General features: G+C 38.2%; 10 protein-coding genes. 1 reads left to right on the top strand and 9 read right to left on the bottom strand.

Features of this window, described 5'->3' with window-relative positions; translation table 11 throughout:
• Positions 1–192: 192 nt before the first annotated feature.
• The 9 genes from OM074_RS16445 to nifH all read right to left on the bottom strand — a co-directional run bounded on the left by OM074_RS16445 (position 193) and on the right by nifH (position 10,458).
• Positions 193–498, bottom strand: a complete 306-nt coding sequence (locus OM074_RS16445) for a (2Fe-2S) ferredoxin domain-containing protein (RefSeq protein ID WP_301201424.1) — start codon at positions 496–498, stop codon at positions 193–195.
• A gap of 308 nt (positions 499–806) precedes the next feature.
• Positions 807–2,072, bottom strand: a complete 1,266-nt coding sequence (locus OM074_RS16440; protein ID WP_301201422.1) for a radical SAM protein — start codon at positions 2,070–2,072, stop codon at positions 807–809.
• 256 nt (positions 2,073–2,328) lie between these two features.
• The gene (locus OM074_RS16435; RefSeq protein WP_301201420.1) at positions 2,329–3,741 is read right to left on the bottom strand and encodes a nitrogenase component 1; all 1,413 of its coding nucleotides are present in this window, start codon (positions 3,739–3,741) and stop codon (positions 2,329–2,331) included.
• Between the two features lie 220 nt (positions 3,742–3,961).
• Positions 3,962–5,293 carry a nitrogenase iron-molybdenum cofactor biosynthesis protein NifE gene (gene nifE, locus OM074_RS16430; RefSeq protein WP_301201418.1) on the bottom strand — a complete coding sequence of 444 codons (1,332 nt, stop codon included), beginning with the start codon at positions 5,291–5,293 and terminating at the stop codon, positions 3,962–3,964.
• A gap of 327 nt (positions 5,294–5,620) precedes the next feature.
• Complete coding sequence (gene nifK, locus OM074_RS16425; protein ID WP_301201416.1) at positions 5,621–7,003, bottom strand: nitrogenase molybdenum-iron protein subunit beta; 1,383 nt, start codon at positions 7,001–7,003, stop codon at positions 5,621–5,623.
• Positions 7,004–7,022: 19 nt separating this feature from the next.
• A complete protein-coding gene (nifD, locus tag OM074_RS16420; protein WP_301201414.1) occupies positions 7,023–8,663 on the bottom strand; it encodes a nitrogenase molybdenum-iron protein alpha chain in 1,641 nt (546 codons plus the stop codon).
• A 37-nt stretch (positions 8,664–8,700) separates the two neighbouring features.
• A complete protein-coding gene (locus tag OM074_RS16415; protein WP_301201412.1) occupies positions 8,701–9,078 on the bottom strand; it encodes a P-II family nitrogen regulator in 378 nt (125 codons plus the stop codon).
• Between the two features lie 105 nt (positions 9,079–9,183).
• Entirely contained in the window at positions 9,184–9,504 is a 321-nt protein-coding gene (locus OM074_RS16410; RefSeq protein WP_301201410.1) for a P-II family nitrogen regulator, read from the bottom strand.
• A 129-nt stretch (positions 9,505–9,633) separates the two neighbouring features.
• On the bottom strand, positions 9,634–10,458 hold the full coding sequence (gene nifH / locus OM074_RS16405; protein ID WP_301201408.1) for a nitrogenase iron protein: 825 nt from the start codon (positions 10,456–10,458) through the stop codon (positions 9,634–9,636).
• Between the two features lie 484 nt (positions 10,459–10,942).
• Between nifH and OM074_RS16400 the strand changes: the two genes are divergently transcribed.
• On the top strand, positions 10,943–13,123 hold the full coding sequence (locus tag OM074_RS16400; protein WP_301201407.1) for a tetratricopeptide repeat-containing sensor histidine kinase: 2,181 nt from the start codon (positions 10,943–10,945) through the stop codon (positions 13,121–13,123).
• The last annotated feature ends 5 nt before the right edge of the window (positions 13,124–13,128 follow it).

Raw genomic sequence — 13,128 nt, 5'->3', positions numbered from 1 at the left:
GTGTCAACCCACACGGTGCGAGAGGCTTCCCCTTTAGGGGATGAGGGGTGAGCGGAGGGGGCCACTATAATACAGGAGTTTTCTTGCAGAGACTAGATAAGAGATAATAGACCCGATAATTATCGAACTCAGGTTGTTAATGCAGTACAATAGTCTCAAAATCTCTTATCTATTATCTAATTGTCTAATAAGTTAATCAGTTATCAGATATTCTTCTACAGCTTCGCCTTCTTCAAGTGCGTCAAGGATTTCATCAATTCTTTCTTCTGTAATCTGGCCATACCAAAGATTGTTCGGATGGATTACCATGATCGGCCCCTGGCTGCAAACATTTAAACATGCAGTACTTGAAACTGCAACGTCTAATCCTCTGTCGTTACATTCTTCAATAATGTATGGAATAAAGTCGGTTGCTCCGTTTTTGTTACAAAATCCTTGAGCATCTCCTGCAACACGGTATGAGTTGCAAACTAAAATGTGATATTCCGGTTTTTTCATTGCTTTGAATATTATAGGTTAATTTTACAATTATCAGTTATCAATTATCAATCAACAATTATCAATAGAGTTAATTGCTCATTGCTCATTGTTGATTGTTTGTAGCAATCTCAGTTTTCTTGGCTGTCAGGGCTTTGGTTTGCAGCTTGCATTTACCCCAAACCCCTGAATGGGCTTTTATTTACAGCATGGTAAACATGATGCTTAAATGTTTTTAAGCTATAAGCTCTTAGCTACCAGCTATCCGCTATCCGCTATCCGCTATTGGCTATAAGCTATTAGCTATTAGCTATTAGCTATCCGCTTTATCACCCGCACCCAGTACCTGTGCCTGAGCATCCTGCACCGCATTTAAAGCTTTCGGCTTTGGTAATGGTTCTTAGTTCCATTCCTTTGTATACAGCATCCATACCCTGATCTATCAATCCGGACATTTCGATGACTTCAATTCCGGATTGGGCCAGTATTTTTGAAGGTTTAGGACCAACACCGCCAACCAATATGGCTCTGCAGTCGCTTAATGTATCACCCAGTTCTTCCCAACGTTTGTCGCCATTTCCTCTTGGAGGAGTAACCCTTTGGTTTACTAATTTGTATCCGTTAGGCGTTTCTTTAAATATATAAAGCCTTTCTGCTTCACCAAGGTGCTGGTTCACCAATATTCCTTCGTTACTGGCTACGGCAACATAAGGCCTTTCTGCAGTATCGCCTTTGTCGATACGTACTTTAGCAGCTTCAGATAATAGTTCCATGGCCTCAGTACTGTCTTTTCCTAATAACCCGGCAGCATCAGCTCTGCATCGGCTACAGTGTGTCATAGGTGGAAGGAATTCGCCTATTTTCTTGCGTATTTCTTTCATATAAGCCGAAGCAGGCTCTTCTAAATCAGCAAATGGAGTATCTTCCACCGGAATCAATGGGATGGTATTCATCAGGTCAACCCCTTTGGCTGCCAATCCTTCTGCTAACTCAGGAAGGTGCTTGTCGTTAATTCCAGGTATCACAATCGCATTGGCTTTAACCGTAATACCAGCAGCTTTTAGCTTATCAATAGCTTCTAATTGTTTTTCTAAAAGCAGTTCAGCTCCGGCCAAACCAAAGTATCCTTTCTTTTCAAACCTTACCCAGCGATATACTTTTTCAAGTATTTTAGCATCCAGTGCATTGATAGTTATGGTTACGTGGCTTACTTTTAATTCAGCCAGTTCTTCAATGTAAGGAGCAATGTTTAAACCATTTGATGAAACGCAAAGAATCATATCTTCAAAATTTGCCCTTACCTGGCGCAAGGTTTCCATTGTTTCATCCGGATTGGCAAACGGATCACCAGGGCCGGCAATTCCAACTACCGATAGATGGGGCATTTTTTCGCGTAGCGATGTTAAATATACTATTGACTGCTCCGGTGTAAGTATATTTGATGTAACACCTGGACGACTCTCGTTTACACAGTCGAATTTGCGGTTACAATAGTTACAACTAATATTGCATTTAGGAGCTACTGGCAAATGCACTCTCGCATATTGTCCTTTTGCTTCTTTATTGAAACAGGGGTGTTTTTTGAAGTCAATCATATGCTTTCGTTTTAGTATCAAGTATCAAGTATCAAGTATCAAGATGTTTATATCTTGCTTATAGATATTTGAACTAGCTTGATGGTTGTTAATTTGTATCAAGACTCAAGTATCAAGATGATTTAAAGCTTTCATATGAGTGTTTGATATTTCTTGATGGTTTTTCTTATTTGTATCTTTTATTAACTGTAAATAACAAAATGTCTAAATCATGTAAATAATCTTGTGTTTTGATACTTACTACTTGATACTTTATTTATATATACTTATACCCAACTTCTGAGTTTTCTTGTTTGTATTCCATCATGGCATTGCATATCTTATCAAAGTTTTCCTGAGCGCCTTTGTATGCGATATGTTTCAGCCTTGAACCTCCAATCCTGTCGTGAATAGGGAAGCCTACTCTTATAATTGGGATGTTTAGTTCACGGGCTATGTAATATCCCTTGCTATTTCCAATGATGAAATCAGGTTTCATATCGATGCACAGCTCATTGATTTTTTCAAAATCCAAATCACCAAGTACCTCGGTAGTTTTGCCATGAACAGGTGCACATTTTTCAATTTCGTTTTTCAGGATACCGCTGTTTCCTCCCGAAGCGGCTAAAATAACTTCCACACCAATTTCATCCAGAAAACTTGTCATGGCTATTACCAGATCCTCTTCGCCGTATACAACAGCTTTTTTCCCAAAAACATATTTATGACCATCAGCATAGGCATCTATTAAGCGGCCACGTTCCATGGTGTATTTTTTAGGAATATCCTTTCCGCTGATATCGCTCAATATTTCAAATAACTCATCAGATTGGGTAATGCCAACCGGGATGTTGATGCCAAACTTTTTTACTCCAAATTCTTTTTCAAGATATTCAGCTCCGGTTAATGCCAGGTCTTTGTTTTTCACTCTTCCGGCCAGGTTTCCTCTGTTTAAAACCGGACCAAATTCAATACTGGCTTTGGCACCTCCCATCATCTTTAAATCCTCAACAGATGTTCCTCCATCCGGAATCCGGTGGTAAGTATCCCAAACCGGATTATCCAAAGTTTCAGAGTAGTCAGGGATCATGATATAGTCTATTTCAAAATCTTCCAGAATATCCTTTAGCATCCTTAAATCCTCAGTAGATAAAAATCCCGGAAAAATGTTTACTTTTTCGTTGAGCTCTACTTTTGTGGCAAATGTTTTGGTGATGGCAGCTACCGTTTCATGAAAACCATCCATATGCGATCCCTGGTAGCTGGGTGTTGATGAGTATACAAATTCTGGAATACTCTTGTCATCGGCATTTGCTGCCTTGTAATTTCTCAGAGCCTGTCCAATATCGTCACCAATAGTTTCAGCTAAACAGGTAGTACAAACTCCAACTACTTCGGGCTTGTATTGGGTTATTACATTTTGAATAGCTGCACTGAGGTTTGCTTCACCACCAAAAATTGTAGATTCTTCACTAAAGTTTGAAGAGGCAATATCAACAGGTTCCTTGTAGTGACTAATCAAATATCGGCGGATGTAAGTGGCACATCCTTGTCCGCCATGAATTACAGGAACACATCCTTTGATTCCTTTATATGCTATACTTCCGCCCAATGGGGAACATACCTTGCAGGCATTCCTTGTGGCAACGAAGTTTTTACGTTCTTTTAATACTGGTATTTTGTCGGCCATAATTTTTAGTATCAAGTATCAAGTATCAAGTATCAAGATGAAGTACATCTTGCAAATGAGACTTGATGGATTAAATAATGAGTATCAAGTATCAAGTATCAAGTGTCAAGATGATTTTTATCTTGCTTTTGAGACTTGACTGATTAATGATTAGTATCAAGTTGTAACATATATTTACATCAAGTAAATAGTCTTGTGTCTTGATACTTGCATCTTGATACTACTTTTCAATAAACTTCCACACAGGGCTCATGCACGAAGCGTACACTTCTTTTGCGAAGTTGAGCATACCCACATATCCGGCTAATGCTTCTTTGCGTTCGTGGTTGTGATCACAGAAACCTAGACCCAGCTTATATGCAATAGGCCTTTCCTTAACGCCGCCTATAAACAAATCTGCTCCCGTTTGTTTAACAAAGTCAGATAATTCATTTGGGTTAGAATCATCTACAATTACAGTTCCTTTGTCACAGATTTTGCTCAATAGGTTGTAGTCATCCTTATTACCTGTTTGAGATCCAACAACCACAGTTTGCATTCCCAGTAATCGCAAGGCCTTTACTAAGCTGATGGCTTTAAAGGCTCCCCCTACATAAATTGCTGCCTTTTTACCTTCCAGTTTTTGGCGGTAGGGTTGAAGTGCAGGGATTAATTTGGCCAGCTCTTCAGATACAAGGGCTCTTGCATTGGCCATTAGCTCAGGATCGTTGAAGTGCTGTGCAACCTCGTATAGGGCATCCGACATATCCTCAATACCAAAGTATGATACCTTTTTGAAAGGGATATCGTACTTGTCTTTCATTTCTTTGGCAACATGCATCATGCTACCAGAACATTGAACAACATTTAAAGATGCTTTATGACATCTTCTGACTTGTTCTATACGGCCGTCGCCGGTAAGGCATGCAATTATTTCCACGCCAATTTTTTTATAGTATTCAGATAAAATCCAAAGCTCTCCGGCCAGGTTAAAATCACCTAAAATGTTAATGCTGTATTTTGGTGCAACATAATCGTCATCTGTTCCCACCAAAGTCATTAATGCATCACAGGCAGCTTTGTATCCATCTTTCTTTGTTCCTTTAAAACCTTCGCTCATAACAGGTATTACTTCTACACCTGTTTCTTTGGTTAACTGTCTTGCAACAGCCTCCACATCGTCGCCAATAACGCCTACAATACATGTGCTGTATACAAAAACAGCCTTGGGTTTGTAGGCTTCAATAAGTTCGGTTAGGGCACTGTATAATTTTTTTTCTCCTCCAAAAACCACATCTTTCTCGCGTAAGTCGGTCGAAAAGCTAAGTCGGTGCAATTGAGGTCCTGACGACATTGCTCCTCTGATATCCCATGTATAGGCGGCACATCCTATTGGGCCATGAACAATATGCAGGGCATCTGCTATTGGGTATAGCACTACCCTTGAACCACAAAAAACACAAGCTCTCTGACTTACAGATCCTGCTACTGATTTCTTTTCGCAGGCTAAATCATGTTGGTCTTCGCCAATGGTAACAATCTGGGGTGTTCTATCTTTAATATATTTTGACATAATCTTATTTTTTAATAGAAGATTGATTTCTCATTAGACATAAGACACAAGTATCAAGTATCAAGATGATTCTCAAGTTGTAAGTAAGTCTTGGATCTTGATACTTACTACTTGATACTTTTAAAAATAAAGACCGGCGGGGTAACTTATTAATTTATACCACCTATTATTCTTCGGCGTTCCGAAGAGAAATCACCCCGCTAGTCTTAACCTCTGGCAAACACAAATTCTTCAAGATTTTTAGATAAGAGATTAGAGACATTAGACATACTTTGTCCTCGAATAACATAAGTCTATGATCTCTTATCTATAATCTCTTATCTTATATTACATTACAAGCTCAACCTTTTCTTCATCACAGGTTTCATCCTGATGCTGCATTAATAAGTCAAGCATTTTTTCAAGGATTCTAATTCCTCCCATGTAACCTAAAGTTGGGAAATATGAATGTCCAACACGGTCAACAATTGGGAATCCCATTCTTAGGAAAGGAATCTTCTCATCACGAGCGATATATTTTCCATATGTGTTACCAATCAATAAATCAACACCTTCTTGTTTGATCCACTGATGCAACTGGAACATATCAGCATTTGCTCCATTCTTGAATTTAACCTGGTCAATTTTGTCGCCAAATACAGCTTTCATCTTTTTGTCAAAAGATTTTCCAGGAGTACCTGAAACAACATAAGCAGGGATCATATCAAGATCTAATAAGAACTCGCACATTGGAATTAACTGATCCGGATCTCCGTATAAAGCAACACGTTTTCCGTAGAAATATTGGTGCATGTCGGTGATTAAGTCTACTAAACGACCTCTTTCATCATTAATGGCCTCAGGTACAGAAACTGCTCCTGCTTTTGATAAAGCCATGATGAAACGGTCTGTAGCTTTTACTCCGATTGGAAGATCAATCAGATCAAAAGGAACCTTACATTGGTTATCCAATGCTACAGCAGCACCTTTAGTACCCCATTCACCTAAAGCTACAGTTTTCATGCTGTCGCCCATGCTTACTAATTCAGGAATGGTAGTTCCCCCTTTAGGGTACATTTCGAACTTTCCAGTCATAGGAGTATCTAAAACATCAGAAGTATCAGGAACCAATACTGTTTTAATACCCATCATTCCTGTAATTCTTTTTAACTCACGCATATCTGAAGGCTCAACCCAACCTGCCAACAGGTTGACCTGACGTTTAGCCTCGTCAGTTTTCATTGCAAAATACTTAACGATAGCTTCCAGCATATTGTGGTATCCGGTTACGTGCGAACCAACATAACTTGGGGTTGGAGCCTGGATAACATGTTTTCCTTCAGGAATCTTACCATCTGTTTTAGCTTTTGCAACGATCTGACCAAGGTCATCACCAATTGTTTCTGATAAACAAGTAGAGTGAACAGCAATGATTTCAGGATCGTATACTGAAAATATGGTTCCGATTGCCTGTAGTAAGTTGGCCTGACCACCAAATACAGAAGAACCTTCGGTAAATGATGAAGTGGCTGCCATTACAGGCTCTTTATAGTGGCGGGTAAGGGCTGATCTGTGATAAGAACAACATCCTTGTGATCCGTGGCTATGGGGCAAGCATCCGTGAACCCCCAAAGCTGCGTACATGGCACCTACCGGCTGACAGGTTTTTGCCGGGTTAACGGTTAGTGCCTTTCTATCTATTTCTTTTTCTGTTGTATGTCGTAATAACATAGTAAAATCCTCCTAATGATTAAGCGTTAATAGTCATGCTGCCTACAATCTCTGGCTCCGATTTCCAAGGTGTGTCAACTAATTTCCACACATCGGTAACTAACATACGTTCCATTTCTTTAAAGAAATTAATTGCTCCACCGAACGCAGTATAAGGGCCACCGTAATCGTAACTGTGTAACTGTTTCAATGGCACACCAGATTTTTGCACTACATATTTCTCTTTGATACCGGCACAGAAAATGTCTGGCTTGTAGAACTCAATTAACTTTTCAGTTTCAAGGTGAGAAATATCATCAATAACCAATGAGTTTTTAGTCATCTCAGGCATCATACCTTCATAATCGCTAAACTCATATCCTTTTTTCTCCAACGCAGCTTTCTTTTCAACAAGATCTTCCCTCCATAATTCAGGATTCTCTGTTTTAGTAACAGTGATTTCTTCAATGTTACGGGTATCTGCATCAATTTTAATATTAGGAATCACTTTACGACCTTCGTAGTCATCACGGTGAGCAAATTCGTAACCGGCTGATACTGTTGTTACACCAAGTTCTTTAAATAGCTCCTGGTAATGGTGAGCACGAGAACCTCCTACAAACATCATCGCTAATTTACCTTCTGTTTTAGGTTTGATAGCGTCCATTACTTCTTTTACTTTCGCAGATTCGCGGGCAATAACTTCTTCTATCTTAGCTGTTAGTTCTGCATCATCAAAGAATTCACCAATTTTACGAAGTGTTTTAGCTGTAGCTTCTGATCCGATAAAGTTGGCTTTAATCCATGGAATACCATATTTCTCTTCCATCATCTCTGCGATGTAGTTGATTGAACGGTGACACATTACAATGTTCAAGTCAACTGTATGGGCATATTCCATACTCTTGATAGTAGAGTTACCTGAGAATGTAGAAATCAACTCAATTCCAACTTCTTCAAATAAAGCCTCTAGTTCAAAGGCATCACCACCAATATTATATTCACCCAATAAGTTCAGCTGGAACTTCGATTTACGTGGGCGGTCATTTAAACCAACAACATTTTTAAATACCTGGTTGTTTGCAATGTGGTGACCAGCCGACTGAGATACACCCCGGTAACCTTCACAAGAAAAACCAAATATGTTGATGCCTAACTCTTCTTTCATTTCGCGAGATACAGCGTGAACATCATCACCAATCAAACCTACCGGACATGTAGAGAATACACCAATAGCTTTAGGTTTAAATAATTCGAAAGCTTCACGAATTGCTTGTTTCAATTTTACCTCACCACCAAATACGATGTTTTCATCCTGCATATCAGTTGAAAATGCATACATCATATAGTTTTCATCAGTTGGAGTTTCTGGTCTGGTTTGGTTACGACGTGTTAACCAGGCATAAAAGCTACAACCAATTGGGCCGTGAACCAGGTTGATAATATCTCTTGTTGGTCCTAAAACCACCCCCTTACATCCTGCATAAGTACATCCTCGCTGGGTAATGATTCCTGGAATTGTTCTAACGTTAGCCTGGATTTCCTGATCTTCATCAGGGGTATTAGCAATCATCGCCTTAGCACGTTTCTTAGCTACTTTTCTAGGGTATTTGCTAATAATATCTTCTATTAATGGAGTAGGATCCGGTAATCCTGCTGAAAAATCTTTCTTTTTAACCATGAGTTTTGTTTTTAAAATGTGATAAAAACTTACTTTCTTAATCCACTGCTTTGCTGCCAGTAACGCCTGTTCTTACCTGAATCACATCCATAATTGGCATTACGAATATCTTTCCACATCCATGTGGTGCATCCTGATTGGCTTCAATTATTGCATCAACAGCAGGCTGAACAAAAGAATCGTTAACTACGATTTCTAATACTCTTTGTGCGCGAAGTCGAGGTTCTTTCCCTAAGTGCTCTAAAGCCTCAGGTTGATTGTTTTTAACACCTTCAAGAATTTTTGCTTCCCAAAGTCCTTTTCCTCGTCCAAATACTTTACCCGATGCAGTCATCGAAGTGATATTGGCATCTAAAAGGGCTTTCTTTGTAGCGTTCATCTTGTCGATGTTTATTATTGCCATTACTTTTTTCATGTTCTCTTAGATTATTAGATGATAGATATTAGATAATAGACTTGTTGTAATATTGATAAGAGATAGAAAATCTATTATCTCTTATCTAATGTCTATTATCTCTTTTTACAACTCTTTTACACCTCTTGAGATAGTGTATGCTTCCTCTACCGGAGAGATAAATATTTTACCATCACCAAAAGCTCCTGATTCACCTGAACGGGCAGCTTCCATGATTGTGCTTACTGCAAAATCCTTATCTTCATCTTTTACCACCATGATTAACTGTTCCTTTGGTAACTCATCGTAAGTAACATCACCGATTTTGATACCACGTTGTTTACCCCTACCTACTACAGGTGATTTTGTAACTGCAACATAACCGGCTTCAAATAATGCCTTTAATACTATGCTTGATTTTTCTGGACGAACAATTGCTTTTATCATTAACATTTTATGGGTCTCCTATTTTTTAATTAGTGATTTTGAGATGAGAGAATCTGCATCTCAAAATCAAATTGTTTATTATTAAGTATTTGGACTTTTAACTTTTAGCTTTTATCTGGGTACTGAACATTAGTTCATGATACCGAAGTCCATTAATAATTTCTCTAACTCTTCAATTTCAAGAGGAGTAGGAATTACTTTCAATTCGTTCTCATCCATGGCTTTTGCAAGAGCTCTGTATTCATCAGCTTGTGCATGTTCAGGAGCGTGCTCAATTACAGTTTTTCTGTTAATTTCAGCATGCTGAACCATGTTGTCACGAGGTACGAAGTGAATCATTTGAGTTCCTAGTTGTTTAGCTAATTGCTCAATCATTTCCCTTTCGTTGTCTACTTTACGAGAGTTACAGATAAGTCCTCCTAAACGAACAGTACCTGCCTGAGCGTATTTTTGAATACCTTTACAGATGTTGTTTGCAGCATACATTGCCATCATCTCACCTGATACTACAATGTAAATCTCTTCTGCTTTACCATCACGTATTGGCATGGCAAAACCACCACATACTACATCACCCAATACATCATAGAAGGTATAGTCAATTGCAAATTTTGGATCCCAAGCACCTAATTGTTCTAACAGGTTAATAGAAGTAATGATACCACGACCAGCACAACCAACACCTGGCTCCGGACCACCTGACTCAACACAACGAACACCAGAGTATCCTTCTTTTACTACATCATCTAATTCAACATCTTCACCCTCTTCACGTAAAGTGTCAAGTACAGTTTTTTGTGCTAATCCACCAAGTAATAAACGAGTTGAATCTGCTTTTGGGTCACATCCTACTACCATGATGTTTTTTCCCATTTCAGCTAATCCTGCTACTGTGTTTTGAGTAGTTGTACTTTTACCGATACCGCCTTTTCCGTAAATTGCTACTTTTCTCATCTCTAAAAAATTTTAATAGGTTTATACTAATTGTCTATGTTTATATTTCATATTGTCTTCTGATTTCCTTAATTCACACGATGTGCCAAAAACATTATTAAAGAGCAGGGGTGATGTTGGTTTGTGCTTGTAATAGGTTGAAAAACAGGGGTGAATAAAATTTGTATTTTTATTTTAGAGTTTGGCACGCCAGATTTTATCCTACAAAAATGTAGAATTACCCCAGGTTGTTACTTTAATTGTAGAAAATTACGTAAGAAGCAGTGATTCAGTGGATAATAAACGGGTAGTAAAATACTTGATTACATAAGTGTAGAAAAATCCATTAATCAAGGGAATTATGGTGTTGCTCAAATCATCTGTTACTTAACAATTTCTTAATAGGATTCTTTTTCTATCTTTATAGCCATGCATAGATACATTTAGAACCTTTATGAAGACTCTGGTACAATATATATTCCTTTTAGCTCTATTGTTGTTTTGTATGCCTATTAAAGCAACAGATAATTCTTTACAAAATCCTTTTTTATTTGCTGGTTCAGACGATGTGGTTTCAGGATTGCGTCAAATACAGACCAGTAAAAAACCGGGTGATCTGCTAAAGATGTATGTGGAAGATATTGAATCCAAAGGAAGTAAACGGGAGCTCTTTTATGTTTGTGCCGTAGGTGGAATTATATTAGCTGAAAGTGGTGATGTTTCCAATGCCGCATCTTATTTATTTAAGGCAGTAGATATTGGAGTCAACATTAGAAATGTTGATAACTTACTGGGACAGGCTTATTTCTGGTTAGGCAAAGTTTGTTATGAAACAGGGAATGTTATAAAGGCAGAAGAGGCGTTTGATGCCAGTAGCTTTTTATTAAATGCTAAAAAAACCAAGAATTATTTGCCTGAAGTAAATATACAGCAGGGGATACTCAATATTAAATCGAAGAATTATAAGGAAGCAATTAAAATATTTAATTCGGCAATAAGGCTGGCCAAAGATAGTGGTTCAGAGTTGACCGTGGCGGATGCAAATTATTACAAAGGTAAGGCTTATCGAAAAAGGGGAGACTATGATATGTCAATAGCATCGCTGGTTACGGCACAAAAGGCCTACGCAAAGTTAAATATGGAAAGGGGGATCTGCCAAACTATAGTGGAAATGGCAGATATTTCGATGGTTTTAGGAGACTATAACCATGCATTGACCTTGTATTATAAAGCAATGGATAATTGTCAAAGCTCTGATTTGTATGGATTTTTGGCAAGCTGCTATTTAAAAATAGGTAAAATATATATGTTTAAGCAGCAAATGGAAGATGCCCTGGATTATCTTGATAAGTATAAGGACGTTTGTATAAATGCATCTGATACTTTGGGCATTATTAAATCAAAAATAGCTTTGGGTGCCTATTATGCTGAGGAAAGGAATTTTCCCAGGGCTATCATTGTGCTTCATGAGGCTGCTGAGCTCTTAAATAAGTATCCTGATGTGTCTGAAGAAGGTCAGCTCATGTTGCTCATGTCTCAGGTTTATGTAAAAACAGATGATTTATACCAGGCAAAATCCTATGCGCAAAAGGCTTTGGTAATTGCATCTACACTGGATGAGATGGGGATGAAGGCCGATTGTTATAAAGTTTTTGCCGACCTGTATGAATTACAGGGAGATTATCGCTCGGCATATTATTATCAAAATAGAAGGGGTATTATCACTGATTCCTTATTGAATAAAGAGGCGGTTGTTGCTCTCAGAAAGATTTCAGGTTTAAGTACGAGTACCAAGGATAAACGAGTGATAGAAGAACTTGAGCAGGAGAATATATCATTGAATAATTATTGGCTTAAAGAAAAGAATAAATCGTACCTGCTTTGGGGAGCCACAATTTTATTGTTTGTATTTACTATTGTGTTGTTTGGCCTGTTTAAGGCAAAGGCTAAAGTTGAAAAAAAGTTGAAAACAAAAAACACAGAGCTCGAAAAACTGAATGCAACAAAGGATAAGTTCTTTTCTATAATTGCCCACGACTTAAAAAGTCCGTTTAACTCCCTGATGGGATTCTCCGAAATGCTGTCGTTACATGCAGAATCCAAGAGCCATAAAGATATTATGGAGTATAGCAAGATTATACATAATTCCACAAGGAAACTTTTTTCGTTAGTAGATACCTTGCTACAATGGTCAAGAACCCAGTTGGGAACCACAGACTATAAACCCGAACGGCTTGAAGTAGGGATTGTAACCAGCAATATAGTTTCTATTTTAAAAATCAATGCAGAAGAAAAGGATATTGTTATTTCAATTGATATTCCTGAAAATACAATTGCCTGGGCAGATAAGGATTTGTATAGTGCAGTATTAAGAAACCTGATTGGGAATGCAATTAAGTTTTCAAGAGTAGGGAGTGTGATAACGGTTTCGGCTAAAATATACAGGCAGTTTGTTGAAGTAGCTGTTACGGATACAGGTGTCGGGATTACAAAAGAGAACCTTAAGAAAATTTTCAGTGTGGATAGCAATGTGTCTACCCAGGGAACCTTCAACGAAAAAGGGACCGGGTTGGGGCTTGTGCTGTGTAAGGAATTTGTGGAAATTAACCGGGGGCAAATTTGGGCAGAAAGTAAACTGGAAAAGGGGAGTACATTTAAATTTACCTTACCTTTGGTGAAATCTTAAGACTT

The organism is Plebeiibacterium marinum (assembly GCF_026013615.1).
GTDB lineage: Bacteria > Bacteroidota > Bacteroidia > Bacteroidales > Marinilabiliaceae > Saccharicrinis > Saccharicrinis marinus_A.
Note: the sequence above shows the minus strand (reverse complement) of the source record. Positions and strands in the feature narration are given on the sequence as shown.